The 26,358-nt window shown below is 72.8% G+C and carries 24 protein-coding genes; 8 read left to right on the top strand and 16 right to left on the bottom strand.

The window, feature by feature from the left end; all coding sequences use genetic code 11:
* Positions 1-8: 8 nt before the first annotated feature.
* Genes paaC through paaA form a run of 3 tightly spaced genes read right to left on the bottom strand, consistent with a single transcriptional unit; the run spans position 9 to position 2,040 of the window.
* A complete protein-coding gene (gene paaC / locus ACFYW3_RS18830) occupies positions 9-758 on the bottom strand; it encodes a 1,2-phenylacetyl-CoA epoxidase subunit PaaC (protein WP_389386817.1) in 750 nt (249 codons plus the stop codon).
* Positions 755-1,039 (bottom strand): 1,2-phenylacetyl-CoA epoxidase subunit PaaB, encoded by a 285-nt coding sequence (gene paaB / locus ACFYW3_RS18825; protein WP_053675581.1) that lies wholly within the window; start codon positions 1,037-1,039, stop codon positions 755-757. Before paaB ends, paaC begins: the two co-directional genes overlap by 4 nt.
* The gene (gene paaA / locus ACFYW3_RS18820; protein WP_389386816.1) at positions 1,036-2,040 is read right to left on the bottom strand and encodes a 1,2-phenylacetyl-CoA epoxidase subunit PaaA; all 1,005 of its coding nucleotides are present in this window, start codon (positions 2,038-2,040) and stop codon (positions 1,036-1,038) included. Before paaA ends, paaB begins: the two co-directional genes overlap by 4 nt.
* Positions 2,041-2,187: 147 nt before the next feature.
* On the opposite strand from paaA, the gene ACFYW3_RS18815 reads away from it, so the two are divergent.
* The 3 genes from ACFYW3_RS18815 to ACFYW3_RS18805 are packed head-to-tail and all read left to right on the top strand — an operon-like array spanning position 2,188 to position 4,923.
* The gene (locus ACFYW3_RS18815) at positions 2,188-2,910 is read left to right on the top strand and encodes a DUF5819 family protein (protein ID WP_389386815.1); all 723 of its coding nucleotides are present in this window, start codon (positions 2,188-2,190) and stop codon (positions 2,908-2,910) included.
* Positions 2,895-4,097: an HTTM domain-containing protein gene (locus tag ACFYW3_RS18810; protein WP_389386814.1), complete on the top strand. Its 1,203-nt coding sequence runs from the start codon at positions 2,895-2,897 to the stop codon at positions 4,095-4,097. The genes ACFYW3_RS18815 and ACFYW3_RS18810 overlap by 16 nt, the downstream gene beginning before the upstream one ends.
* Positions 4,098-4,149: 52 nt before the next feature.
* Positions 4,150-4,923, top strand: coding sequence for a TrmH family RNA methyltransferase (locus ACFYW3_RS18805; protein ID WP_389386813.1), 774 nt, complete (start codon positions 4,150-4,152; stop codon positions 4,921-4,923).
* Here the strand turns inward: ACFYW3_RS18805 and paaN are convergent.
* Positions 4,920-6,602, bottom strand: a complete 1,683-nt coding sequence (paaN, locus tag ACFYW3_RS18800; protein ID WP_351749745.1) for a phenylacetic acid degradation protein PaaN — start codon at positions 6,600-6,602, stop codon at positions 4,920-4,922. The two genes, ACFYW3_RS18805 and paaN, sit on opposite strands and share 4 nt — an antisense overlap.
* A gap of 167 nt (positions 6,603-6,769) precedes the next feature.
* Here paaN and ACFYW3_RS18795 point away from each other — a divergent pair, with 167 nt between their 5' ends.
* Together ACFYW3_RS18795 and ACFYW3_RS18790 are read left to right on the top strand one after the other, a co-directional pair.
* Positions 6,770-8,383 (top strand): 3-hydroxyacyl-CoA dehydrogenase, encoded by a 1,614-nt coding sequence (locus ACFYW3_RS18795; RefSeq protein ID WP_389386812.1) that lies wholly within the window; start codon positions 6,770-6,772, stop codon positions 8,381-8,383.
* Positions 8,380-8,967 carry a TetR/AcrR family transcriptional regulator gene (locus ACFYW3_RS18790; protein WP_351749741.1) on the top strand — a complete coding sequence of 196 codons (588 nt, stop codon included), beginning with the start codon at positions 8,380-8,382 and terminating at the stop codon, positions 8,965-8,967. Before ACFYW3_RS18795 ends, ACFYW3_RS18790 begins: the two co-directional genes overlap by 4 nt.
* Before the next feature lie 113 nt (positions 8,968-9,080).
* Here the strand turns inward: ACFYW3_RS18790 and ACFYW3_RS18785 are convergent, their stop codons facing one another.
* A complete protein-coding gene (locus ACFYW3_RS18785; RefSeq protein WP_351749739.1) occupies positions 9,081-9,614 on the bottom strand; it encodes a hypothetical protein in 534 nt (177 codons plus the stop codon).
* 43 nt (positions 9,615-9,657) lie between these two features.
* Positions 9,658-10,257: an Lrp/AsnC family transcriptional regulator gene (locus tag ACFYW3_RS18780; RefSeq protein WP_351749738.1), complete on the bottom strand. Its 600-nt coding sequence runs from the start codon at positions 10,255-10,257 to the stop codon at positions 9,658-9,660.
* Between the two features lie 178 nt (positions 10,258-10,435).
* On the opposite strand from ACFYW3_RS18780, the gene pdhA reads away from it, so the two are divergent.
* The 3 genes from pdhA to ACFYW3_RS18765 are packed head-to-tail and all read left to right on the top strand — an operon-like array spanning position 10,436 to position 13,928.
* Positions 10,436-11,566, top strand: a complete 1,131-nt coding sequence (gene pdhA, locus ACFYW3_RS18775) for a pyruvate dehydrogenase (acetyl-transferring) E1 component subunit alpha (RefSeq protein ID WP_053675759.1) — start codon at positions 10,436-10,438, stop codon at positions 11,564-11,566.
* On the top strand, positions 11,566-12,579 hold the full coding sequence (locus ACFYW3_RS18770; protein ID WP_351749734.1) for an alpha-ketoacid dehydrogenase subunit beta: 1,014 nt from the start codon (positions 11,566-11,568) through the stop codon (positions 12,577-12,579). Before pdhA ends, ACFYW3_RS18770 begins: the two co-directional genes overlap by 1 nt.
* A complete protein-coding gene (locus ACFYW3_RS18765; protein ID WP_389386811.1) occupies positions 12,579-13,928 on the top strand; it encodes a dihydrolipoamide acetyltransferase family protein in 1,350 nt (449 codons plus the stop codon). Before ACFYW3_RS18770 ends, ACFYW3_RS18765 begins: the two co-directional genes overlap by 1 nt.
* An 85-nt stretch (positions 13,929-14,013) precedes the next feature.
* Here ACFYW3_RS18765 and ACFYW3_RS18760 read toward each other — a convergent pair whose 3' ends face one another.
* From ACFYW3_RS18760 to ACFYW3_RS18715, 10 genes are all read right to left on the bottom strand, one after another.
* The gene (locus tag ACFYW3_RS18760; protein ID WP_389386810.1) at positions 14,014-14,994 is read right to left on the bottom strand and encodes an NAD(P)H-quinone oxidoreductase; all 981 of its coding nucleotides are present in this window, start codon (positions 14,992-14,994) and stop codon (positions 14,014-14,016) included.
* Between the two features lie 46 nt (positions 14,995-15,040).
* Positions 15,041-16,141, bottom strand: coding sequence for a potassium channel family protein (locus ACFYW3_RS18755; protein ID WP_351749729.1), 1,101 nt, complete (start codon positions 16,139-16,141; stop codon positions 15,041-15,043).
* Entirely contained in the window at positions 16,129-17,469 is a 1,341-nt protein-coding gene (locus ACFYW3_RS18750) for a molybdopterin molybdotransferase MoeA (protein WP_351749728.1), read from the bottom strand. The genes ACFYW3_RS18755 and ACFYW3_RS18750 overlap by 13 nt, the downstream gene beginning before the upstream one ends.
* The gene (locus ACFYW3_RS18745; protein ID WP_389386809.1) at positions 17,466-18,329 is read right to left on the bottom strand and encodes an NTP transferase domain-containing protein; all 864 of its coding nucleotides are present in this window, start codon (positions 18,327-18,329) and stop codon (positions 17,466-17,468) included. Before ACFYW3_RS18745 ends, ACFYW3_RS18750 begins: the two co-directional genes overlap by 4 nt.
* A gap of 227 nt (positions 18,330-18,556) precedes the next feature.
* A complete protein-coding gene (locus ACFYW3_RS18740; protein WP_053675609.1) occupies positions 18,557-19,096 on the bottom strand; it encodes a bacterial proteasome activator family protein in 540 nt (179 codons plus the stop codon).
* Between the two features lie 158 nt (positions 19,097-19,254).
* A complete protein-coding gene (locus ACFYW3_RS18735) occupies positions 19,255-21,984 on the bottom strand; it encodes an FtsX-like permease family protein (RefSeq protein ID WP_389386909.1) in 2,730 nt (909 codons plus the stop codon).
* A gap of 101 nt (positions 21,985-22,085) precedes the next feature.
* Entirely contained in the window at positions 22,086-22,829 is a 744-nt protein-coding gene (locus ACFYW3_RS18730) for an ABC transporter ATP-binding protein (protein ID WP_351372318.1), read from the bottom strand.
* A gap of 26 nt (positions 22,830-22,855) precedes the next feature.
* Positions 22,856-23,521 carry a PadR family transcriptional regulator gene (locus ACFYW3_RS18725; RefSeq protein ID WP_389386808.1) on the bottom strand — a complete coding sequence of 222 codons (666 nt, stop codon included), beginning with the start codon at positions 23,519-23,521 and terminating at the stop codon, positions 22,856-22,858.
* 108 nt (positions 23,522-23,629) lie between these two features.
* On the bottom strand, positions 23,630-24,397 hold the full coding sequence (locus tag ACFYW3_RS18720) for a hypothetical protein (protein ID WP_389386807.1): 768 nt from the start codon (positions 24,395-24,397) through the stop codon (positions 23,630-23,632).
* Positions 24,398-24,588: 191 nt separating this feature from the next.
* Entirely contained in the window at positions 24,589-26,211 is a 1,623-nt protein-coding gene (locus tag ACFYW3_RS18715) for a protein kinase (protein WP_351749718.1), read from the bottom strand.
* Between the last annotated feature and the right edge of the window lie 147 nt (positions 26,212-26,358).

The raw sequence follows: 26,358 nt of genomic DNA, 5'->3' as shown, positions 1-26,358 counted from the left end.
GCCGGTGGTCACCACGACGCTCCCGGGTGGCTGCGGTGCAGGTGCTGCATTTCCGCGAGCATCCGCCCGAACGACTCGGTGTGCAGCCCCTCGCGGCCGGCGCCGGCGGCCCAGGCGCCCGTGCGCCGACCTTCGGGCAGGGTGAGCCCGGCCCGCTCCAGCACGGCGCCCACGGCGGCCGACCAACGCTGCTCCAGGGCCTGCCAGTCCACGCCGTCGAGCCCGTCGATCGGCCGGAACATCTCCCCGGTGTAGCGCCACAGCGCGTTCAGCGCGGTCAGCATCCGGGCGCGGCTCTCCTCGGTGCCGTCGCCGAGCCGCAGCGTCCACTGTTCGGCGTGGTCGCGGTGGTACGCGGTCTCCTTGACGGCTTTGGCCGCCAGCGGGGCGAACGGGCCGTCGCCCGCGGCCAGCACCGTGTACAGCTCGTGCTGGTAGAGGGAGAAGTAGAGCTGGCGGGCGATGGTGTGGGCGAAGTCGCCGTTCGGCTGCTCGACCAGTTGGAGGTTGCGGAAGGACCGCTCGTCGCGCAGGAACGCCAGCTCGTCCTCGTCCCCGGCCATGGAGAGCAGGACGCGGGCCTGTCCGAGCAGGTCGAGGGCGATGTTGGCGAGGGCGACCTCCTCCTCCAGGACGGGGGCGTGGCCCGCCCACTCGCCGAGGCGGTGGGACAGGATCAGCGCGTCGTCGCCGAGGGCGAGGGCGGCTGGGCGGAGCGTGGCGGGGCTGGTCTCGGTGGTGGTGTCGGTGCCGCTCACAGGTGGCGCACCCCCTCGGGGATCTCGTAGAAGGTGGGGTGCCGGTACGGCTTGTCGGCGGACGGGGCGAAGAACGGGTCCCGCTCGTCGGGGGACGAGGCGGTGATCCCTGTGGAGGGCACCACCCAGATCGAGACGCCCTCGTTGCGCCGCGTGTACAGGTCACGGGCGTTGCGCAGGGCCATCTCCGCGTCCGGTGCGTGGAGACTTCCGGCGTGCGTGTGCGAGAGGCCGCGGCGTGAGCGCACGAACACCTCCCACAGGGGCCAGTTCTGCGTCATACCCGTGCCTCGCTTTCGGTGCTTGCCTTGCTCGCTTGCTTCTCGGCGTACGCCGCGGCCGCGTCGCGGACCCAGGCGCCTTCCTCGTGCGCCGTGCGGCGGCGCGTGAGGCGTTCCTCGTTGCAGGGGCCGTTGCCCTTGAGGACGTCCCAGAACTCGGCCCAGTCGATGGCGCCGAAGTCGTGGTGTCCGCTCTCCTCGTTCCACTTGATGTGCGGGTCGGGCAGCGTCAGGCCCAGCGCCTCGGCCTGCGGCACGGCGATGTCCACGAAGCGCCGGCGCAGCTCGTCATTGGTGTGGCGCTTGATGCGCCAGGCCATGGACTGCGCGGAGTGCGCCGACTCGTCGTCCGGCGGGCCGAACATCATCAGCGAGGGCCACCACCAGCGGTCGACGGCGTCCTGCGCCATCGCGTGCTGCTCCTCGGTGCCCTTCGAGAGCGCCATCAGCAGCTCGAAGCCCTGGCGCTGGTGGAAGGACTCCTCCTTGCAGATCCGGACCATGGCGCGGGCGTACGGGCCGTAGGAGCAGCGGCAGATCGGAACCTGGTTGGTGATCGCCGCGCCGTCCACGAGCCAGCCGATCGCGCCGACGTCGGCCCAGGTCAGGGTGGGGTAGTTGAAGATCGACGAGTACTTCTGCTTGCCCGAGTGGAGCTTGTCGAGGAGTTCGTCGCGGCTGGTGCCGAGGGTCTCCGCGGCGCTGTACAGGTACAGGCCGTGGCCGGCCTCGTCCTGGACCTTGGCCATCAGGATCGCCTTGCGGCGGAGCGAGGGCGCGCGGGTGATCCAGTTGGCCTCGGGCTGCATGCCGATGATCTCGGAGTGCGCGTGCTGGGCCATCTGGCGGACCAGGGAGGCGCGGTACTCGTCGGGCATCCAGTCGCGCGGCTCCACTCGCTCGTCCGCGGCCACGGCGGCGTCGAAGGCAGCCAGCAGCCGGCCCCCGAGGTCGGCCCCCAGGGCTTCTTCCTGCCCGGACTCCGGGGTCACTGTGACCATTGCGGGCTCCCTGTCAGAGTTTGTCGGCCGGCCGCCGGTCCCCCGACCGACCGATCGTTCGGTTCATCCTCTTCAATGGTGAGACGGCGGCCCGTAGGGTGTCAACCTCTGTGGGCAACCCTGTGGAAGCCGGATGATCGGGGCGGGATGGATTCGAACGAGCGCGAGCCTTCGGAACAGCCCGTTCCGCAGGACGTCACGCCGGGTGCGCCCGTGGCCACCGAGGCCGGTCCACCGGTCGTCGAAGCGCCGCCCAGGGCGCCCGGGATCGCCGGTCTGTCCACCCCTTACCGGGTGGTCGTGGCCCTCGCGCTGGGGATCGTCGCCGTGGCGGCCTGCGGGCACCTCGCGGCCGTCTTCCTGCACGTGGCCCCGTCCAACACGCTCAGCAAGCGCCACGCGAGCACGATCGACGCCTGGATCTACCCCGAGTTCGAACAGAACTGGAAGCTCTTCGCACCCAACCCCCTCCAGCAGAACATCGCGGTCCAGGTGCGGACCCAGGTACGGGCCTCGGACGGCGGGCTGACCACCGGCGGCTGGCGCGACCTGTCCGCCGAGGACGGCGCGGCGATCCGCCACAGCCTGTTGCCGAGCCACACCGAGCAGAACGAGCTGCGGCGGGCCTGGGACTTCTTCACCGGCTCCCACGACGAGAACAACAAGCCGAACGGGGAGCGCGGCGCGCTGTCGGAGGAGTACCTGCGCCGCATCGCCATGGACCGGATGGCGCCCGGGGAGCGGGAGGACGACCGGATCGTACGCATCCAGTTGCGCTCGGCGACGACCGCCGTGGCCGCGCCGAAGTGGAGCGACGAGCAGAGCGACACCCGGACCTACTACCGGGAGCTGCCGTGGTGGACGGTCTGAGGCCGAGCGCGCGCAGCCGCGCCCGCGCGGCCGCCGGGCAGGCCCTGGCGCAGGTCACCGGCCGGGCGCTGGGGCCGTACCAGAGCGCCGTGGTGCGCATCGGGTTCTCCGCGACCTGGCTGTTCTTCCTGCTGCGGGAGTTCCCGCACCGGCACGAGCTGTACGGGCCCGACGGCCCCTGGAGCTGGGGGATGGCCGAGCGGCTGATCGCCTCGAACCGGGCCTTCACGGTGCTGATGTGGTCCGACGCGACCTGGTGGTTCGAGCTCGTCTACGGGCTCTCCGTGCTCGCGAGCGTGCTGCTGATGCTGGGCTGGCGGACCCGGGCGACGTCCGTGCTCTTCATGATCGGGGTGCTGTCCCTGCAGAACCGCAGCGTCTTCATGGGGGACGGCGGGGACAACGTCATCCACCTGATGGCGATGTACCTCGTGCTCACCCGGTGCGCGCGGGTCTGGTCCCTGGACGCCCGCCGGGCGCGCCGGGGCGGCTCGGCCTCGGCGGGTGCGGCCGGGCCCGTGCTGTGGAGCGTGCTCGGGCTGCTCTTCGCGTACGGGGCGGTGACCGGGCGGTTCGGCGCCGGCTGGCTCGCCGCCTTCGCGGCGCTGTGGGTGGTGCTCGGGCTGTGGTGGCTCGTCGACCGCTTCGAGCCGGAGGGGGAGGGCCGGGCCGTCCTCGACGTGCTGGCCAACCTGCTGCACAACGCCGCGATGATGGTGATCATGGCGGAGGTCTGTCTGATCTACGCCACGGCGGGCTGGTACAAGATCCAGGGCTCGCGCTGGCAGGACGGCACCGCGCTGTACTACCCGCTGGGCCTGGACTACTTCACCCCGTGGCCGGGGCTGTCCGGGGTGCTGGCGGGCAGCGGGACCATGGTGATGCTGCTGACCTACGGGACGGTCGCGGTCCAGGTCGCGTTCCCGTTCACGCTGTTCAACCGGCGCATCAAGAACGTGCTGCTCGCGGTGATGATGCTGGAGCACGCCGGAATCGCGGTGCTGCTCGGACTGCCGTTCTTCTCGCTGGCGATGATCGCGGCCGACGCGGTGTTCCTGCCGACGGTGTTCCTCGTCTGGCTCGGCGCCAGGGCCGGCGCCCTGCGCCGGCGCGACCGGGCCGTCCCGGAGCCGCCGCCTGGCTCCCTGGACGCCCCGACCCCGGCCCCGGCCGAGGTCGCGCGCTGACGGAGGCGCACGCCGGTCACGGGGGTCCGGCGGGGCCCGTAGGGTCGGCGGTATGAGTGAGCAGCACGGGGAGCCCGGACAGGTCGCGCGGGAGTGGCGGGAGGTCGCGAGCCGGGAGGACGTGGTCCTGCTCGACGGGTTCCACGCGTTGAAGCACGCGCTGCGCTTCGGCGCCCGGGTGGAAGCCGTCGTCGCCGACGATCCCGAGGCCGTCGGGGCGTTGGCCGCCGAACTGGCCCCGGACGTGGAGGCGCGGGTCCGCGGGCTGGTGCGCGGGGCGGAACTCAAGGGGTTGCTCGCCCGGGTGCACCCCACCGGGGTGGCCGCGCTCGCCGTGCGGCCGGACCGCGAGGCGGGCCGTGCGGCGCTGCGCCGGCCGGGCCGCGCCGCGCCGATCGTGGTCCTGGACAACCCGCGCAACCTCGGCAACGTGGGCGCCGTCGTCCGTCTCGCCGCCGGCTTCGGCGCCACCGGAGTGGTCACGCGCGGTGATCTCGACCCCTGGCACCCCAACGTGGTCCGGGCCGGGGCCGGCCTGCACTACGCGACCACCGTCGACCGGGTCGACCTGGAGACCCTGCCCCCCGGGCCGCTGTACGCGCTCGACCCGGAGGGTGAGGACATCCGTGCCCTCACCCTCCCGGACGACGCCCTGCTCGCCTTCGGCTCGGAACGCCACGGGATCTCGCCCGAGCTGCGGGCCCGGGCCGATCACCTGGTGTCCCTGCCGATGCGGCCACAGGTCTCCAGCTACAACCTGGCCACCAGCGTGGCCATGGCCCTCTTCCACTGGGGCGGGCCGCACCCGGACCAGGCCACGGTCTAGGCCTGGCGGCGGACCTCCACCACGCGGAAGCGGTTCGCGACGAAGGCGCCGTCGCACAGGGCCGCGTTGGCCGCCGGGTTGCCGCCGGAGCCGTGGAAGTCCGAGAAGGCCGCCGTCTGGTTGACGAAGACCCCGCCGGTCAGGTTCAGCGACAGCTGCGCCGACTCCTCCAGACAGACCTCCTCGACGGCCCGCTCGGTGTCCGCCGACGTGGTGTAGGCGCCCACCGTCATCGCGCCCTTCTCCCGCACCGTGCGGCGCAGCAGCTCCAGCGCGTCGGCCGTGGAGTCGACCGCGACCGCGAACGAGACCGGGCCGAAGCACTCCGAGAGGTAGGGGGCCTCCGGGTCGGCCTTGGCGGCGTCCAGCTTGACCATCACCGGCGTGCGGACCACCGCGTCCGGGAACTCCGGGTTCGCGACCTCGCGCGAGGCCAGCGCGACCTCGCCCAGACCGGCCGCCGCCTCCAGCCGGGCCTTGACGTCCGGGTTGACCAGCGCGCCCAGCAGGGCGTTGGCCCGGGCGTCATCGCCCAGCAGGCCGCCGACCGAGGCCGCGAGGTCGGCCACGACCTCGTCGTACGTCTTGTGTCCGGCGTCGGTGGCGATGCCCTCGCGCGGGATCAGCAGGTTCTGCGGGGTGGTGCACATCTGGCCGCTGTAGAGGGACAGCGAGAACGCCAGGTTGGACAGCATGCCCTTGTAGTCGTCCGTGGAGTCGAGGACGACGGTGTTCACGCCGGCCTTCTCCGTGTACACCTGCGCCTGGCGGGCGTTGGCCTCCAGCCAGTCGCCGAACTCCGTGGAGCCGGTGTAGTCGATCAGCTTGATCTCGGGGCGCACGGCGAGCGTCTTGGCGATGCCCTCGCCCGGCCGCTCCACCGCCAGCGCCACCAGGTTCGGGTCGAAGCCGGCCTCGGCGAGGACCTCGCGGGCCACTCGCACCGTCAGCGCGAGCGGGAGGATCGCCCGGGGGTGCGGCTTCACCAGGACGGCGTTGCCGGTGGCCAGGGAGGCGAACAGGCCCGGGTAGCCGTTCCAGGTGGGGAAGGTGTTGCAGCCGATCATCAGCGCGATGCCGCGCGGCACGGCGGTGAACGTCTTGCCGAGCTTGAGCGGGTCCTTCTTGCCCTGCGGCTTCTCCCAGTCGGCCTGCCCCGGGACGCGGACCTGCTCCGCGTACGCGTAGGCCACGGCCTCCAGACCGCGGTCCTGCGCGTGGGGGCCGCCCGCCTGGAACGCCATCATGAAGGCCTGGCCGCTGGTGTGCATCACCGCGTGGGCGAACTCGTGCGTGCGGGCCGAGATCCGGGCGAGGATCTCGACGCAGACCACGGCGCGGGTCTCGGGCCCGGCGTCCCGCCAGGCGCCCATGCCCGCGCGCATCGCGGGCAGTAGCACCTCCGGGTCGGCGTGCGGGTACTCGACGCCCAGCTCGGGGCCGTACGGGGACACCTCGCCGCCCGTCCAGCCGTCGGTGCCGGGCTGGTCGAGCTCGAAACGGGTGCCGCGCAGGGCCTCGAACGCCGCGAGCCCGTCGGCCGGGGCGGTCTCCCCGTAGGCCTTGGGGTGCTCGGGGTGCGGCGACCAGTAGGCGCGGGTGCGGATGGCCGACAGCGCCTGGTCCAGGGTGGGACGGTGCTTCTCGGTCAGCTGGGGGACGGTGGGCTCGGCGGCCATCAGGGACCAACTCCTCGTTGAGCCGGGCAAGATCGGTCTGGTGCGCGGACTGGGATCAGGCAGGGGCGGGTGAAGAAGAGCAGACTGGAGTTAGAGTAACCGAACGATCGGTCGGGACAAGAGGGCCCGGCGGACCTGTGGACAAGTCGGTGCGGGAGGATCGGGTCATGACAGCAATCGAGCGGTCCCGCACTGTGGCGGTCATCGGCGCCGGCACGATGGGGCAGGGCATCGCCCAGGTCGCCCTCCTCGCAGGTCACCCGGTGCTGATCCACGACGTCAACGAATCCCTCGCGCGGGACGGCCTCGGCCTCGTCCAGGACCGCGTCGAGCGCATGGTCGCCAAGGGGCGCCTGGACCGCGCCGAGGCCGATGATGCGATCGGCCGGATCGGCTGCGCACGCGACCTCGCGGACCTCGCCGACGCCGGACTCGTCATCGAGGCGGTCGTCGAGGACGCCACCGTCAAGCGCGCGCTCTTCGCCGCGCTCGAAGAGGTGGTTTCACCGGACGCGCTGCTGGCCACCAACACCTCCTCCCTCTCCGTGACGGAGATCGCCGCGGGACTCGCGCACCCCGGCCGCTTCCTCGGCCTGCACTTCTTCAACCCCGCCCCGCTGCTCCCGCTCGTCGAGGTGGTCAGCGGCTTCGCGACCGACCCGGCCGCCGCCGAGCGCGCGTACGACACCGTCCTGGGCTGGCGCAAGACGCCGGTCCGCTGCGCCGACACCCCCGGCTTCATCGTGAACCGGATCGCCCGCCCCTTCTACGCCGAGGCCTTCGCGGTGTACGAGGAGCAGGGCGCCGACCCGGCCACCATCGATGCCGTGCTCCGCGAGAGCGGCGGCTTCAAGATGGGCCCGTTCGCGCTGACCGACCTCATCGGACAGGACGTCAACGAGGCCGTCACCCGCTCCGTCTGGGAGTCGTTCTTCCGCAGCCCCAAGTTCACCCCCTCCCTCGCGCAGCGCCGGCTGGTCCAGTCGGGTCGCCTCGGCCGCAAGACGGGCCACGGCTGGTTCCCGTACGGCGAGGGCGCGCCCGAGCCGGTCCCGCACACCGCGGGCCCCGAGGAGGCACCCGCCAAGGTCACCGTCGTCGGGGACCTCGGCCCGGCGTCCGCGCTGACGGACCTGCTGGAGGAGGCCGGGATCGCGGTCGAGTCCACCGAGCACGGGGGCCCGTACATCCAGCTCCCCGGCGAGGGGCAACTGGTGCTCGCGGACGGCAAGACCTCCATCGAGTTCGCGGACGTCGTCTACTTCGACCTCGCGCTCGACTACCGCGACGCCACCCGGATCGCCCTGTCCGCCGGCGAGGACACCACCGAACAGACCCTGGCCGAGGCGATCGGCCTGTTCCAGAAGCTCGGCAAGAAGGTCTCCGTCATCGGCGACGTCCCCGGCATGATCGTCGCCCGGACCGTCGCCATGCTGATCGACCTCACCGCCGATGCCGTCGCGCGCGGGGTCGCCGCCGCCGAGGACATCGACACCGCGATGCGCCTCGGCGTCAACTACCCGATGGGCCCGGCCGAATGGCACGACCGGCTCGGCCGGGACTGGGCGTACGACCTCCTGCACCACCTCGACGAACGCTGTCCGGGCGGCCGCTACGCCCCCTCCCTCGCGCTCTACCGGCTCGGCTACGCGGCGGGCGACGAGGACGCGGCGGAAGCGGACGCGGACACGGGCGACACGGGTGACGCGGACACGGGCGACGCGGACATGGCCGGGGCGGTCGGATCGGGCACGGACGGGACGCGGGGGGACGCGGAGTGACGACGCCCCGACGGGACACCTACACACCGGAGACGCTGCTCTCCGTCGCGGTCCAGGTCTTCAACGAGCGCGGCTACGACGGCACCTCGATGGAACACCTCTCCAAGGCCGCGGGCATCTCCAAGTCCTCGATCTACCACCACGTCGCCGGCAAGGAGGAACTCCTGCGCCGAGCCGTCAGCCGCGCGCTGGACGGTCTCTTCGCGGTCCTGGAGGAGCCGGGAGCGGTACGCGGCCCGGCGGTCGAGCGCGTCGAACACGTCACCCGGCGCACGGTCGAGGTGTTGCTCGCCGAACTCCCCTACGTGACCCTGCTGCTGCGGGTGCGCGGCAACACCCGGACCGAACGCTGGGCACTGGACCGCCGCCGCGAGTTCGACCACGCGGTGGCCGATCTCCTCAAGGCCGCGGCGGCCGACGGCGACCTGCGCACGGACGTCGACATCAGGCTCGCGACCCGGCTGCTCTTCGGCATGGTCAACTCCCTGGTCGAGTGGTACCGCCCCCACCCGGGCGACGACCACGCCCAGCTCGCCGACGCGGTCGTCCACATGGCCCTGGACGGACTCCGCGCCCAGAAGTGACCCCGGCGGCCCCCCACCGCGGGGGCCGCACGGCTGCCGGACGCCACCCGGACGCCACCCGGACGGCCCAGCGGGCGCGCGGGAGTCCTGCTGCCGCCCGAGGGCCCCGGCCGTCAGCCGGAGGCCTCCGGGGCCGCCGTCCCGAGGTCCCGGCGCATGCTGGCCCGCATGACCTTGAGCAGCTCCCAGACGGCGTACTGGGCCTCGGCCGCGCCGGCCGCCGTCTCCCCCGGTTCGGGCTCCGCCCGTTCCAGGCGCTTGACCTGCCCGTAGACCGTGTTCAGGGCCCGGTTGACGGCCGCCGCACGGGCGAGCACCTCGTCGGACGCGATCATCTGCGCCTCGGAGTACTGGTCGCGGTGGGCCCGCTTCGCCTCGTCGAGCGCCGCCCGGTCGGCGTCCGTCACCTCGCGCTCGCGCAGGGTGTGCAGATGCCGGCTGAGGGCCGTCGTGAAATGGCGCGCGTCACGGTTGAGCGCCACGTAGGAGGCGCGCCGGAGCGCGAGGTTCTCGTGCTCCTCCGTGTGGCCCCGGACCAGCTCTATCTCCCTGCGCCTGGACCGTTCCGCGGTGCGCTGGGTGAGGAACGCGCCTCCCAGCGTGCCCGCCACCCCCGCCACCGCGATGATCACCGCGCCGATCTCCACGTCCGCCCCCGTCCCGGCCGTCGCCCGCCGTCCCCCCTCGCCCTCACGCCGGTTCCGGGTCGTCCGGGAGGGCGGGGCCGGGCGCACGGGCGTCGGTGTCGAGGAGGTCCGTCTCCTCGAACACCAGCAACGTGCGGGTGGACAGCACCTCCGGGATGGACTGGAGGCGGGTGAGCACCAGCTCCCGCAGGGTGCGGTTGTCCGGCGTGTGGACCAGCAGCAGGACGTCGAAATCGCCGCTGACCAGGGCGATGTGCGCCGCTCCCGGAAGTTCGCGGAGCTGCTCGCGCACCGTCCGCCAGGAGTTCTGGACGATCTTCAGGGTGATGTAGGCGGAGGCCCCCTGGCCCGCCCGCTCGTGGTCGACCCGCGCCGTGAAGCCCCGGACGACCCCGTCGTCGATCAGCCGGTTGATCCGGGCGTACGCGTTGGCCCGCGACACGTGGACCTGCTCGGCCACCGACCGTATCGACGCCCTGCCGTCCGCCTGGAGGAGCCGAATGATCGACCGGTCGATCGAATCGAGCGGCCGGGGCGGCGGGGCGGGCGTCGCGGGGTGCCCGGACGGGACCGGTGGGGCGCTCGTGACACCACCGGGTACGGCCGGCGCGGAACCGGCTCCGGCCATTTGTTCATCCGGCATTGCCCACTGCCTCCCTGCGTTGGACGTCCTGCACCCATCCCACGGCCCCGCCGCCACTTTGTCCACAGCCTGGAGCCGGCTGTAGCCAAATTGCGCGGACAACCGAACAATCGGTAGGTGAGGCGCCTCACACCCGGGGTGCTCCCTGCCCGCTTCCCACGAGGAGGTGTACGCCGCCATGACGGTCCAAGAGCTGCCCGGTGCCGGTGCGTCCCACCGTTTCACCCCGCCCGCCTGGAGTCCCCGCACGGATGCCGCCCCGCTGCTCCCGGACCCCGAGCCGTACCGGGTGCTGGGTACCCCGGCCGCCGACGGGCTCGACCCCGAGTTGATGCGCCGGTGCTACGCCGAGCTCGTGCGAGGCCGCCGCTACAACGCCCAGGCCACCGCGCTCACCAAGCAGGGCCGGCTCGCCGTGTACCCCTCGACCGTCGGCCAGGAAGCCTGCGAGATCGCCGCCGCGATGGTCCTGGAGGAGCGCGACTGGCTCTTCCCGAGCTACCGCGACACCCTCGCCGCCGTGGCGCGCGGGCTGGACCCCGTACAGGCCCTGACGCTGCTGCGCGGCGACTGGCACACCGGGTACGACCCGCGCGAGCACCGGATCGCCCCGCTCTCCACCCCGCTCGCCACCCAGCTCCCCCACGCGGTCGGCCTGGCGCACGCCGCCCGACTGCGCGGGGACGACGTGGTCGCGCTCGCCATGGTCGGCGACGGCGGCACCAGCGAGGGCGACTTCCACGAGGCGATGAACTTCGCCGCCGTCTGGCAGGCCCCGGTCGTCTTCCTCGTGCAGAACAACGGCTTCGCGATATCCGTCCCGCTCGCCAAGCAGACCGCCGCCCCGACCCTGGCCCACAAGGCCGTCGGGTACGGGATGCCGGGCCGGCTGGTCGACGGCAACGACATCGCCGCGATGCACGAGGTGCTGTCCGAGGCGGTCCGGCGGGCCCGCTCGGGCGGCGGCCCCACCATGATCGAGGCCGTCACCTACCGCATGGAGGCGCACACCAACGCCGACGACGCCACCCGCTACCGCTCGGACGCCGAGGTCGAGGCCTGGAAGGCACACGACCCGGTGGCCCTGCTGGAGCGCGAACTGACCGCGCGCGGGCTGCTGGACGCGGAGGGCATCCAGGCGGCGAAGGACGCGGCCGACGCGATGGCGGCGGCGCTGCGCGACGGGATGAACGCCGATCCGGTGCTCGACCCGATGGACCTCTTCGCGCACGTCTACGAGGAGCAGACCGACCGGCTGCGCGAACAGGCCGAGATGCTGCGCGCGGAACTCGAAGCGGGGAACGAGTGATGACGACCACCACCGCGGCCAAGCCCGTCGCCAAGCCGGCGACCATGGCCCAGGCCCTGGGCCGGGCGATGCGCGACGCGATGGCCGAGGACCCGACCGTCCACGTGATGGGCGAGGACGTCGGCACGCTCGGCGGGGTCTTCCGGATCACCGACGGGCTCGCGAAGGAGTTCGGCGACGACCGGTGCACGGACACCCCGCTCGCGGAGGCCGGCATCCTCGGCGCCGCCGTCGGCATGGCCATGTACGGGCTGCGGCCGGTCGTGGAGATGCAGTTCGACGCGTTCGCCTACCCGGCCTTCGAGCAACTGATCTCGCACGTCGCGAAGATGCGCAACCGCACCCGCGGCGCGATGCCGCTGCCGATCACCATCCGGGTGCCGTACGGCGGCGGGATCGGCGGAGTCGAGCACCACTGCGACTCCTCCGAGGCGTACTACGTCGCCACCCCGGGCCTGACCGTGGTCACCCCGGCGACCGTGGAGGACGCGTACGGGCTGCTGCGCGCGTCCATCGCGAGCGACGACCCGGTGATCTTCCTGGAGCCGAAGCGGCTGTACTGGTCGAAGGCCGACTGGTCGCCCGAGACCCCGGCGGCCGTGCCCGGCATCGGCAAGGCCCTGGTCCGCCGGGCGGGCACGAGCGCCACGCTGATCACCTACGGGCCCTCCCTGCCGGTGTGCCTGGAGGCCGCCGAGGCGGCCCGCGAGGAGGGCTGGGACCTGGAGGTCGTGGACCTGCGCTCGCTGGTCCCCTTCGACGAGGAGACGGTCGTCGCCTCCGTGCGACGCACCGGGCGCGCGGTCGTGGTCCACGAGGCCGGTGGCTTCGGCGGACCGGGTGCGGAGATCGCCGCCCGGGTGACGGAGCGTTGCTTCCACCACCTGGAGGCGCCGGTGCTGCGGGTGACCGGGTTCGACATCCCGTACCCGCCGCCGATGCTGGAGAAGCACCACCTGCCGGGCGTGGACCGGATCCTGGACACCGTGGCCCGCCTGCAGTGGGAGAACTGATGCCGCAGGTACTGGAGTTCAAGCTGCCGGACCTCGGCGAGGGACTGACCGAGGCGGAGATCGTCCGCTGGCTGGTGGCGGTCGGCGACGTCGTCGAGATCGACCAGCCGGTGGTCGAGGTGGAGACGGCCAAGGCGATGGTCGAGGTCCCGTGTCCCTACGGCGGTGTGGTCACCGCGCGGTTCGGTGAGGAGGGGACGGAGCTGCCGGTGGGAGCCCCGCTGATCACCGTCGCGGTGGGAGCGGGCACGGAGCCGACGGAGAGCGCCGCACCCGTGTCCTCCGGTTCCGGGAACGTGCTCGTCGGCTACGGCACCGACCACTCGCGTCCGGCGCGGCGTCGGCGGGTCCGCCCTGCGGCCTCCGGGTCGCGGCCGGTCGCCGCGACCGTTCCCGCTTTCGGTTCCGTCCAGGCCCCGGTCGCCGCGTCCGTCGCCGTGGGCGCTTCCGCCCCGGTCGCCGCGGCGGTCGGGCCGGTGCCGGTGATCTCGCCCCTGGTGCGCAAGCTGGCCCGGGACAACGGGCTCGATCTGCGGGCGCTCAACGGGTCCGGGCCCGAGGGCCTGATCCTGCGCGCGGACGTCGAGGCGGCCCTGCGGGCGCCGCGGTCGTCGGCCGAGCCGGTCGCCCCCGCGCCGGTCCCCGTCGCCGCCGTCGCGGGCGAGGTGCGGATCCCGCTCAAGGGCGTACGGGGAGCCGTCGCCGAGAAGCTCTCGCGCAGCCGGCGGGAGATCCCCGAGGCCACCTGCTGGGTCGACGCGGACGCCACCGAACTGATGGCCGCGCGGACCGCGATGAACGCGGCGGGCGGGCCCAAGATCTCGGTGCTGGCGCTGCTGGCCCGGATCTGCACGGCCGCCCTCGCCAAGTACCCGGAGCTCAACTCCACCGTGGACCTGGCGGCGAAGGAGATCGTCCGGCTGCCGTCGGTGCACCTCGGGTTCGCCGCGCAGACGGAACGCGGCCTGGTCGTCCCGGTGGTCCGGGACGCGCAGACCCGCAACCCCGAGACGCTGTCCGCGGAGTTCGGGCGGCTGACGGAGTTGGCGCGGGCCGGGAAGCTGGCCCCGTCCGACCTCACGGGCGGGACGTTCACCCTCAACAACTACGGGGTGTTCGGGGTGGACGGTTCCACGCCGATCATCAACCACCCCGAGGCGGCGATGCTGGGGGTGGGCCGGATCATCCCGAAGCCGTGGGTGTACCGGGGAGAGCTGGCCGTCCGTCAGGTCGTGCAGTTGTCCCTGACGTTCGACCACCGGGTGTGCGACGGGGGCACGGCCGGCGGCTTCCTGCGGTACGTGGCCGACTGCGTCGAGTCGCCCGCCGTCCTGCTGCGCTCGCTGTAGCACCCCGCCGTCCGGGGGCCGCCGTACGCGGCCCCCGGGACGGTGTCCCGGGGGCCCGGGACGGGTTCGGGGGACGGCTTGTGGCTCAGGCCGTGGTGAGCAGCAGTTTGCCGACGTGCGCGCTGGACTCCAGGACCCGGTGGGCCTCGGCGGCGTCTCGCATCGGGTACCTCGCGTGCACCACCGGTCGCACCAGGCCCGCCGTCATCAGCGGCCACACGTGTTCCCGTACCGCCGCGACGATCGCCGCCTTCTCCTCCAGCGGCCGGGCCCGCAGCGAGGTCGCGGTGATCGCCGCCCGCTTCGCCAGCAGCGCGCCCAGGTTCAGCTCGGCCTTCACCCCGCCCTGGAGCCCGATGATCGCGAGCCGGCCGTTGACGGCCAGGGCGTCCAGGTTCCGTGACAGGTACTTCGCGCCCATGATGTCCAGGATCACGTCCGCCCCGGCCCCGTCCGTCGCGGCCCGCACCTCCTCGACGAAATCCTGCTCGCGGTAGTCGATCAGGATGTCCGCGCCCAACTCCGCGCAGCGCGCCAGCTTCTCCTCGCCGCCCGCCGTCACCGCCACCCTCGCGCCGACCGCCTTGCCCAACTGGATCGCCATGGTGCCGATCCCGCTGGAGCCGCCGTGCACGAGCAGGGTCTCGCCGGGCCGCAGACCCGCCACCATGAACACGTTCGACCAGACCGTCGTGACCACCTCCGGCAGCGCCGCCGCCGTCACCGGGTCCAGGCCGTCGGGCACCGGCAGCAGTTGTCCCGCCGGGACGGCCACGCGCTCCGCGTACCCGCCGCCGGCCAGCAGGGCGCACACCTCGTCGCCCACCGACCAACCGGACACTCCCGGCCCGATCGCGGTGATCCGACCGGAGCACTCCAGCCCGGGGTACCGGGACGCGCCGGGCGGGGGATCGTAGAACCCTTGCCGCTGGAGGACGTCGGCGCGGTTCACGGCGCTCGCCGCGACCTCGACGAGCACCTCGCCCTCGCCTGCCACCGGATCGGGTACGTCGGCCCAGACCAGGGCCTCGGGGCCGCCGGGCTGTTCGATGGTGATCGCATGCATGGCCCGGAGGCTACGCGAACCGGTCCCCGCCGGCCGGCAACCCGGGTTACTCCGCGGGCCCCAGGGTGGCCTGCGGCGTGTGCGGCGGTACCGCGCGGACGATGGTGATGACGCGGTCCGTGGACTGGAGCGGGCTCGCGTGCGGATCGTCGTACGCCAGCAGCCGGTGGCCGCGCAGCACGCTCACCACGAGGTCCTCGGTCTCCCGGACCGACTTGCCGACCTCCGGCTTCCGGACGGGCCGTTCGATCAGGTCCAGGCCGCTGCCCTGCTGGATCAGATCCTCCATGACGGTGCCCGCGCTGGGGCTGAGCACCGACAGGCCCAGCAACCGGCCCGCCGCGCTCGCGCTCGTGATGACCGCGTCGGCGCCCGACTGGCGCAGCAGCGGGGCGTTCTCCTCTTCCCGCACCGCCGCGACGATCTTCGCGCCGCGGTTGAGTTGACGCGCGGTCAGTGTCACCAGGACGGCCGTGTCGTCCCGCTGCGTGGCGATGACGATCTGGCGGGCCTTCTGCACCTCGGCGCGGAGCAGCACGTCGGAGCGGGTGGCGTCGCCCACGACGCCCGTGAGCCCCTCCGCGTTGGCGATGTCGACCACCTTGGAGCTCGGGTCGACGACGACGACCTGCTCCCTGTGGAGGCCGGTGGCCAGCAGCGTCTGCAGGGCCGAACGCCCCTTGGTACCGAAGCCGATCACGACCGTGTGGTCACGCAAGTTCTTCCTCCAGCGGTTCAGCCGCCATTCTTCCCTGGTCCGCTCGGTGAGGACTTCCAGGGTGGTACCGACGAGGATGATCAGGAACAGCACGCGCAGCGGAGTGATCAGCAGGACGTTGAGCAGCCGTGCGCTGGCGCTGTACGGGACGATGTCGCCGTATCCGGTCGTGGACAGGGTGACGGTCGCGTAGTAGACGCAGTCGAGGAGGTCGATGTTGTCGTCCGCGTTGTCGTGGTAGCCGCCCCGGTCGAGCCACACGATCAGGACGGTCAGGCACATCACGAACAGAGCCATCAACAGGCGCCGGGTGACCTGCCGCAGAGGCTTCTCGACCTCCCGTTTGGGCAGCTTGATGCGCCGGGAGACGAGTTTCTCGTCCGCGCCCCGGGCCATGGCGTCCTGGCCGTGCAGTTTCACGTGAAACATCCCCCCGCCGCCCACGGCAGATCGAGTACTTCGAGTTCCTGCCCGGACCGCGCGCCGCCGGTCGGTACGACGGCCAGCGCGTCGGCTGCCGCCACCCCCCGGAGCATCGCGGGGCCGTGGTAGCGCAGCGGCACCGCGTGTTCGTCGGTCAGCAGCACCGGGACGAGCCGGGTGTCGTACGGGTGCCCTGGTACGTCCCCCTGAACCGCGACCGTGTACCGGGGGCGTTGTCGGCGCCCCGCGAGGGCCCGCAGCAGCGGTTCGGCCAGGGTCAGCAGCCCGGACACGGCGGCCAGCGGGTTCCCGGGCAGCCCCACCAGCCGGCGGCCGGCGGCCCGGTCCCCGAGCCGGGCCAGCAGCATCGGATGCCCGGGACGCACGGCGACCCCGTCGACGAGGAGTTCGGCCCCCGCGCGCCGCAGCACGGGACGCACGTGGTCGACGGGGCCGGAGGCGGTGCCGCCGGTGGTGACGATCAGGTCGGCGTCGGAGGTGGTGACGGCCTCGTACAGGGCCTCGGCCCCGGCGGGGTCGTCGCCGAGCCGCCGCGACCCGATGACCTCGGCGCCGAGTCGGGTGAGCCACGGGCCGAGCATGGGGCTCAGGGCGTCGCGGATCAGCCCGTCGTGCGGGAGGCCCTCGGTCAGCAACTCGTCGCCGAGCACCAGGATCTCCACGCGCGGCCGGGGCCGGGTCTCCAACTCGTCGTACCCCGCGGCCGCCGCCAGGCCGAGCACCGCCGGGGTGACCAGGGAGCCGGCGGGCAGCAGCAGGTCGCCGGAGCGGCACTCCTGGCCGCGCGGGCGGATGTCCTGGCCGGTGGCGACGGGCCGCTCGGCGAACAGTTGGGAGCCGGCCTCGCGGGAGTGCTCGGAGCGGATCACGGCGCTGGTGTCGGCGGGGATCCGGGCTCCGGTGGCGATCCGTACGGCCTCGCCGTCCGCGAGGGGTTCGGGCCGGTCCGCGCCGGCCAGCACCCCGCCGTCCCGGACGGTCCACGGGCCGGGGCCGGCGACCGCCCAGCCGTCCATGGCCGAGGTGTCGAAGGACGGCAGGTCGGTGAGGGCGTCGAGAGGCCCGGTCAGCACCTCGCCGAGGGCGTCGGGGAGCGGAACCCGGTGCGAGCGGGCCCGCACGCCGGAACCGGCCCGGACGGCCGCCTCACGGGCCCGGAGCCAGGGCGCGGCGCGGTGCCCGCCACCGTCCGGGGTGCGCGAGACGAGGGCCAGGGCCTCGTCGAGGGCCTGGTCGGCGGAGGAACCGGGGGACCCCTCGGGGCCGGGGGCGGCGGCTTCGGCCGGGACGCTCTCGGCGTCGGTACGGGTCATCCGGAGCCGGCTTCGGTGTTCTTCTCGGGGTCTTCCTCCGCCCAGCGCAGCGCCAGGTCGGCCGCCTTGCGGGAGGCTTCGGCGACGGCCCGGGCCGGGTCCGCCCCGGCGGCCTCGGCCCGGGCGGCCGCGTAGCCGATGAGGAAGGTGGTCAGCGGGGCGGCGGGCCGGGCGACGCCGTGGGCGGCGTCACGGGCGAGGTCGAGCAGGGTCTTGGTGTCGACGTCCACGTCGATGCCCAGCTCGTTCTTGACGGCGGTGATCCATTGGTCCAGCACGGTCCCATGCTCTCTGATCCGGGCCCGGGCGGCCGCGAGATCGTCCCAGGTGTCGCAGTCGAAGGAGGCGAGTGGCGCAGTGGCGGTGACGGTCGCCACGTCGAGTCCGGCGGTGAGTTCGCGCAGTGGGAGCCCCGCCAAGTCGCCGTGCGCGGCGGCCAACCGGGCGAGACCCGCACGGAGCGGCTCCGTACGGTACGAGGCCACGAGGGGTTGATCCCGGCCGTCCGCATCCCGCAGCATCGCCCCGTCGGGTCCGGGCGCGTCCAGCAGGGACCGTACGGTGGCGCGGTCCAGGAACGGCAGGTCGGCGGAGAGCACGAGCACGCGCGACGCGGTCGTCGCCCGCAGTCCGGCGTCCAGCGCGGCCACGGGGCCCCCGCCCGGCGGGTCCTCGCGGGTCCAGCGCACGGGGCGCGAGGTGACCCGGGGCCCGCCGACCACGACGGTGGCCTCCGCGTCGACGCAGGCGTCGAGGACCCGGTCGAGCAGGGCCCGGCCGCCGACGTGCAGGGCGGGTTTGTCGGCCCCGCCCAGCCGTCGCGCGGCGCCGCCTGCGAGGACGATGGCGTCGTAGGTCATGCCTCTGAGTATGCGGGGGCCGTGTTGCGCGCGGGTTCCCGCACTTACCGGCCGCTTGCCGCGCCGCCGTGAGGAACCGCCCCGCGCGGCCGCCGTGAGACGCCTGCCCCGAACATGCGTCACCCCGGGGGAGCCGAGGCTCCACCGGGGTGTGGGTGTCGGGAGACGATCAGGCGATCCGGGGTGTCCGGGATCGGGCCGCCGATCGGGCCACAGGGACGATCGGGCTACAGGTACGGGCCCGAGCGGACCGCGCCGTGCGGACCCTCGTCGTCGTCCTCGTGCGAGGCACCCGGAGGAAGGGCCCGCCGCATCTGCTCCAACTGTGCCCGCGCCGCCATCTGTTGCGCGAACAGGGCCGTCTGGATGCCGTGGAAGAGGCCTTCCAGCCAGCCCACCAACTGCGCCTGCGCGATCCGCAGTTCCGCCTCGGAGGGAATCGCCTCCTCGGTGAACGGCAGGGACAGGCGCTCGAGTTCCTCGACCAGCTCGGGAGCCAGGCCGTCTTCGAGTTCCTTCACCGACGCGGCGTGGATGTCCTTGAGCCGGACACGGCTCGCCTCGTCGAGAGGAGCGGCACGCACCTCTTCCAGGAGTTGCTTGATCATGCTGCCGATCCGCATGACCTTGGCGGGTTGTTCGACCATCTCCGTCACCGGGACCTCGCGCGACTCGTCATCGGCGCCGCCGACCGCCATCCCGTCCTGTCCCACGATCAGGACGTGCGGGGGGCTTTCCTGCGACCGTTCACTCCTCGGCATCTCCATGCCGTCATTCTCTCGCACACCTTCGTTCTCACACGGTGTGCCCCCGTACAGGCGTGATCCAACCTGTACGGGGGCACACGATGACCCCGTCGTCACTCGTACGTCACCGAGCGGTCACCCTGGTCACCCGTGTCACGGACGCCCCGGGGGTTCCGGTGTCAGCCCGCCGCCCGGCGGGCCAGGGCGCCGCTCGACTTGGTGACGATCGCGGCCAGCAGGGCCGCGCCCAGCGGGACCGCGACCAGCAGTCCGGCGAGCGTCTCCCACGGCACCGCGATCGGGATGTACTGGCCTTGGTCGAAGCCGGACTCCTCCAGCATCCGTTTCGCCGTCTCCCGCTCGGTGAGCCGCAGCCCGACCGCCGGCAACATGCCGGCGACGGAGCCCAGGACCACGCCCATCAGGGCCACGACCCCGCACTGGAAGCCGCTCAGCGTGCGCCGCACTCGCGGCGGGGCGCCGACGGCGGCCAACGTCTTCAGGTCGGCCTCGGCGTCGGCCTGGGCCAGGCCCGTGGCGATGCCCGCCGCGCCGATGGTGACGAGACCGGCGAAGATGGTGAGGGCGAGCATGGGAAGGGTGTCCCGGCCCTGGTACCCCTCCTCGATCAGGACCGTGGCCTCCAGGCCGATCTGGTCGATGCGGCCGTCCAGCTTCTGGCGCTGCGTGCTGCCGGGCGTCCCGTCGAGGGTGAAGTACGAGCCGGTCGGCGCGGTGGTGAGGCCGGCCGCCTTCACGGCGCTCGCGGGGAAGACCACGCCGAGTCCGTAGCCCGCGTCGGGATCGGTCGCCTGGTGCACCGGCATGACCTTCTTGACGCCCTGCGGCTCCTCGTCGGGATCACCGTGCTTGGGCTCCTCGGTCACGATGACGAGGGTGAGCCTGCCGTCCTTGATGAAGCGCTTGTCGAAGGCGACGGGCTTTCCGGCCTTGAGCGCGGCCGAGGCGCCGGGGTCGGTCACCCCGAGGACCCGCATCAGCTTCTCGTCGGCGACGACCGACTGGAAGGGCTGCTGGTAGCTGTTCTGCTTGCACCGCCAGTCATGGTACAGCTCACGCCGCTGAGCGGGGGTGAAGGACTCGAAGGAGTCACTCGACGTGTAGAGCGGGCAGCGGTTCTCCTTGGGCGTGAGGATCTCCGCCCGTCCGCAGCCCGGATCCACCGAGTAGGAGTCGCACGTCGGCTTGCCGACCACGATCCGGTCGACGTCCGCCCGGATCGCCAGCGGGAACTCCTTCGCGAGCGCGTCGCGGACGGCGGGCACGTCCCGGTACCGGTCGTTCTCGTTGCTCGCCAGCAGGCCGGCGCCTGCCGGCATGTTCGCGACGTACTCGTGGCGGGCCTGCACGTCGGTGCTGTACTCGTACGTGGCCACCGCCACGGTGCCGGCGACGGCGGCCAGGACCGCCGCGACGGCGGGAGCCGTACGCCCCCGGTTGCGCACGGCGTCGCGCAGGGCGAGCCGCGGCGACAGCGGCAGCCACCGCCCGAGGCGCCCGAACAGGCCGACGAGGGTCGGGGTGAGGGCGACCACGCCCAGCTCGGCGAGGGCGCTGCCGCCCCCGACGACCACGGTCCCGGTGTCGGAGACGGCTCCGTAGAGCGCGATGGCGGCGCCGGCCGCGACAGCCAGCAGTCCGATGAACGGCAGGACCCGGTTGGCCTTGCGCACTCCCCGGCGGCCGGTCAGCGAGGCCAGCACGGTCTGCCGGGAGGCGGTGATCGCCGGGACGATCGCGGCGAGCAGGCCGGTGGTCACGGCGAGCAGCGCGATGGCGAGCAGTTCCAGGGGACGGACCTCGAAGCCGCCCCAGCGCAGCCCCAGGTACTCCTCCAGGACCGGCCGGAGGCCGAGGGTGAGCGCGCTGCCAAGGACGAGGCCGACGACGGCGGACGCCGCGCCGATGACCAGGCCGCCGGAGAGGACGATGGCGCGGATGTGGCGACGGTCGCCGCCGTTGGCTCCGACCAGGCCGAGTTGGCGGCGCGAGCGCCGGGCGCCGACCGCGAAGGCGGGGCCGGCGAGCAGGCAGATCTCCAGCATCGCGAGGCCGACGACGGTGGCGAGGACGGTCATCTCGACGGTGCGCATGCCCGTCGAATCATCGAACCGGCCTTCCTCCTTCTGCTGTTCGTAGAACGGCACGTCGGAGTCGGCGGGCGGGTTCAGGTTGACGGCGCGGGAGACCACGACGACGCTCTTGGCGTTCGCCGCCTTCACCATGTTCCACGTGAAACCTTCGCCGCCGACCTTGACGAGGTAGGTGTAGTCGATCGGCACCCCGTCGTTCCCGGCGGCCTGGAGTTCCTTGTCGAGCGGGGCGAGCAGGGTCCCGGGCGGGGCCGTGACCTCCCGCTCCCCGAGAGCGGAGGGCAGCTCGTACGCCCCCACGATCCGCAGGGCGCGGGACGAGCCGCGCGGGGTGACCTGGGAGCCGACGAAGAACCCGGAGGCCTTCAGGAAGGCGTCGGTGGCGATGATCTCGCCGGCCGCGGCGGGGAGCCGACCCCGTTTGAGGGTGAGCATGCCCTCGACGAGCGGGTCGGCGGTGTCCAGCTCGCGCAGTCTGCTGTCCAGCAGGCCGTGCGTGGTGCGGACCTTGGCGTGCCCCTTGCTGTCCTTCAGGGACCGGGCGCCCGGCGGAAGGGCGGACGGGAGGGGATCCTTGGCGTTGTCACCCGCGGAGGGGTCCCAGGACGAGTAGCCGCCGACGGGGGCGGAGCCTTCGCCGTTCGGCTTCTGGTACACGGGCCCACCCATGCCCGAGCTCGTCAGCATGGCGTCGGCGGTGCCGATCCGACGGGTCATCGTCTCGTCCACGGTGAGCGCGGCGCTGCGGGTGGTGAGGTCGGCGGCGCTCACCCCGACGATCGGCAGGGCGATCATCGCGAGGACGAGGGCACTGCGTCCCTTCGCGCGCCAGGCGTCGCGGCGGGCGATCCGGATCGCGGCGATCCAGGAGTGGTACCAGGCGTGGAGCGGGGTGGTCACAGGCCGGCCGCCCGCCCGGAGAGCAGGGAGTCGGCGTGGCTGCGCAGGGTCTCGTCGACGACGCTGCCGTCGCGCAGGAAGACGACCCGGTCCGCCCACGCGGCGAACCGGGGCTCGTGGGTGACGAGGATTCCGGCCGCGCCCGCGTCGCAGCGCGAGCGCAGCAGGGCCAGCACGGACTCCCCGGTCTCCGAGTCGAGGGCGCCGGTGGGTTCGTCGGCGAGGACCAGGCGGCGGTCGCCGACGAGGGCGCGGGCGATGGCCACGCGCTGCTGCTGTCCGCCGGACATCTCGTCGGGGAAGCGGTCGGCGAGCTGCCCCAGGCCCATCTCCTCCAGCGCCGCCAGGGCGGAGGCCCGAGCCTTGCGGGCCGATATCCCGTCGAGTTCGCGGGGCAGCGCCACGTTCTCGGCGGCGGTGAGGGCCGGTATCAGGTTGTAGTCCTGGAAGACGTAGCCGATGCTGCGGCGGCGCAGCGCGGCGAGCTGCTTGCGGCTCGCGGTGGTGATGTCGGTTCCCTCCACGATCACCCGCCCGCTGCTGGGGGTGTCGAGTCCGCCGGCGAGGGTGAGCAGGGTGGACTTGCCGGACCCCGACGGGCCCATGACGGCGACGAGTTCGCCGGGGTACACGGCGAGGTCGATGCCGCGCAGGGCGTGCACCTCCGTGGCGCCGCTGCCGTGCGTGCGGACGAGTTTGTCCAACTGGAGTACGGCGTTCTGTGACTGCTGGTCAGGCATGGAAGGGTCCCCCTGGGACGGTTCGTTCAACTCCGCCGCGTGCGGGCGGTGGAGGGGAGGTCGGTGGTGCCGCCGGCGGTCGTCGCCTCGGCGGCGGGTGCGGTCGGGGCGGCCTGGGGCGGATCGGGTACGGCTCTCCGGTCGGCCGGCAGGGAGAGCCGGACGAGCCGGGCTTCGCAGTGGTCGAGCCAGCGGGCCTCGGCCTCGGTCTGGAAGATCAGTTGTTCCAGCACCAGCAGCCAGGCGATGTCGTCGCGTTCGTGGGAGGTGCCGCTCTCGATCGCGGTGAGTGCCTGCGCCTTGAGGCGGGTGTAGTCCTGCATCGCCTTGATCGTGGCGTGCCGCTGGGACTGGATGACGGAGCGGATGTCCACGCCGGGGGCGCCGACGGCCATGGCGAGCTTGATGGACAGTTCGTCACGGGGCGGGTTGGCTCGGTCCACGGGGCGCTCGTACCACTCGTGGAGCTCGGCGCGGCCGGTGTCGGTGATGGCATAGAGGGTGTGCCCGGCGGGGTCCTCGCCACCGGGCGCGACGAGACCGTCGCGCTCCAGACGGGCGAGGGTGGTGTACACCTGCCCGACGTTGAGGGGCCAGGTGGACCCGGTGCGGGATTCGAACTCGGTACGCAGCTGAGAGCCGTACCGAGGACCCCTTTCGAGCAGGGCGAGAAGCCCGTGGCGGATCGACATACTCAGTATGTATACCGGGTATGCCGCAGTGCGCAACCGCCTTGGGGTGTACTCCGCAGGGGGGACGTGCGGTGCGGCCTCCGTCCCGAGTGCCGCTCGGACGGCCGGTCAACGCCCTCGGCGCAGCCGCACTCCCATGAAGCCCAGACCCAGTCCCATCAGGGCGAACCCGGTGCCGAGCGGCAGCAGGTGGGCGGCCAGATCGGCGGCCCGCTCATTGGGCCCGGTGCCCATCGCCTCGACCGCGGAACTGCCGGTCGGCTCGGGGGTCGGCCTCGCGACCGACTCGCGACGGGAGGGCTCCGGCACCCCCGAGGCCTGCGGCCGTTCGTGCGCCCGAGGAGGTCGCGTCCGCTCCCGGAGCTCCGGCCGCTCCCGCAGTCCCGGCTGTTCCCGCAGCCCCGGCTCTTCCCGCAGTCCCGGCCGTTCGGGTCGCGCGGGTCGTTCCGCCGACCCCGGCCGCCGCGCCGAACCGGGCTGCTCCGCCGCCCCGTCCGGCAGCCCGGGGTGCTCCGGGTGCTGCGGGTGTTCCGGCAGCGCGGGCCGCTCCGGCAGCCCGGGGTGCTCCGGTCGCAGGGGGCGGGTGACCGGCACGGTCATGGGGCCGGCCGGTTCGGCCACGGGGCGCCCGGGTCGCTCCCGTCCGGATCCGGCGGCGCTGCCGGCCAGTTCCTCGTAGGCCTCCTCGGGCACGATCGAGGCCGGACCGGTGGCCGTGGTCGCGGCGGCGAGGGCGGGGGCGAACGCTCGGGCGAGCGAGCGGGCGGAGAGGGCTGCGGGGGCGGGGACCTGGGCGTGCGCCGGCGCCGCGACCAGCAGCGCGGCGGCCGCCAATGCGGCGCCGGCCGTCCAGCGCGGTGCGCGGGCGTGAGTCACGCGCTCAGGTTTGCACAAACGGACAAAAGCGGCATCTCGTACATGGTTTACGGGATGCCGCTTCCACGAAAGAGCAAGAAGGACGCGAACGACACACGAAGAGGGGAGAGGAGAAGAGGGGAGGCGCGGACAAGGGAGGGGCGGACCGGGCGATCGGCCACCGCCGCCCGGCGCGCTCGTGCTCCTCCGCCCTACTCCGGGTTTCCGGTGGAGACGCGGAGGGTGAAGGTGGTGTCCTTCGGGTCGATCTTGTCGCCGGCGGACGGCAACTGGTCGACCACGGTGCCCTCGCCGTAGACGGCCTCGTCGCGGGGCTCTTCCTTGATCTTCCAGCCCGCGGCCTGGATGCAGTCCTTCACCGAGCGGATGTTCTTGTACCGGAAGTCGGGTGCCATGACCTTCTTGGCGTCGTCGTAGGCCTTCGACGGGCTCTTGCACTTCTCCGCGTCGATCGTCCGCGAGAGGTCCGGCCCCCGGTAGCCCGGGCGCGTGGAACCGGACGCCGCGGTCGAGGAGGACGGCGTCGCGACGTCCTTGTCCTTGTCGTCGCCACCCAGGTTGAGCACGGCGATCAGCCCGCCGATGGCCACCAGCGCCACCACGATCGAGCCCACGATCACGCCCGTGTTCTTCTTCGACCCGCCGCCCGCGCCCACCGGGGCCGGGTTCGGCGTGATGGTGAACGGCGGCGGGGTCTGCGGGGCGTACTGGTGCTGGGCGTGCTGCTGCTGGGGCGGGTACGCGTATCCGCCCTGCGCCGGCGTCTGCGGCGCGTACGGGGACGGCGCCGGGGTGTGCGGCGGCTGGTACGGCTGCTGCACCGACTGCGGCGGCGCCTGGAACCCGGAGTCCACCGGCGGGAACACGGCCGAGCTCACGCCCGCCCCGCTGCCGCCCGAGGGCGCGCCGGGCACGATCACCGGGGCGACGGTCCGGCCGGCCGCCATCACGCGGTCGATCTCGTCGCGCATGGCCGACGCCGTCGGGAAGCGCTCGTTCGGGTTCTTCTTCAGGGCCCGCGCCACCAGCGCGTCCATGGCCGGCGTCACCGACCGGTTGATGGAGGACGGGGCGACCGGCTCCTCCTGCACGTGGGCGTACGCGATGGCCAGCGGCGAGTCGGCGTCGAAGGGGATTCGACCCGTCAGCAACTGGAACAGCATGATGCCGACGGAGTAGAGGTCGGACCGGGCGTCCACACCGCGGCCCAGCGCCTGCTCGGGCGACAGGTACTGCGGGGTGCCGACGACCATTCCGGTCTGCGTCATCGAGGTGACGCCCGACTGCATGGCGCGGGCGATGCCGAAGTCCATGACCTTGACCACGCCGCGCCTGGTCATCATCACGTTGCCGGGCTTGATGTCGCGGTGGACCAGACCCATCTCATGGCTGGTTTCGAGCGCCGCGAGCACATCGGAGGTGACCTTGAGCGCCTTGTCGGCCGGCATGGCGCCGTACTGCGCGATGTCCGCCTGGAGCGCGGAGCCGAGCGGCTGCCCCTCGACGTACTCCATGACGATGTACGGCATCAGCGCGCCGTCGAGCTCGCCCTCGCCCGTGTCGAATACCGAGACGATGTTCGTGTGCGACAGTTTCGCTACAGCCTGCGCCTCGCGGCGGAACCGCTCGCGGAAGGACGCCTCGCGACCCAATTCGCTGTGCAGCGTCTTGATGGCGACCTGTCGGTCGAGGGCCGAGTCGTACGCGAGGTAGACGGACGCCATGCCGCCTTCGCCGAGCAAGTCCCTTAGCTGGTAACGGCCACCGGCCAGGGAGCCGCCTGCGTACCGGCCCTGTGTGCCGTCCTGGCTCATGACTGTTGCTTCCCCTCGGGCGGTGTCCTGACGCGTCTGGCAGAGCGCATGTGGCAGCCAGTCTGCCGGAGGGCAAGCACACGTCAAGCCAGGTGCTCGTTCCGTGACCACAAGGCCACCGCGAGCCATTGTCCGAACGGTGAACGG

Source organism: Streptomyces sp. NPDC002602, from assembly GCF_042889445.1.
Classification (GTDB): domain Bacteria; phylum Actinomycetota; class Actinomycetes; order Streptomycetales; family Streptomycetaceae; genus Streptomyces.
This window is presented reverse-complemented; position numbering and strand designations above follow the sequence as displayed.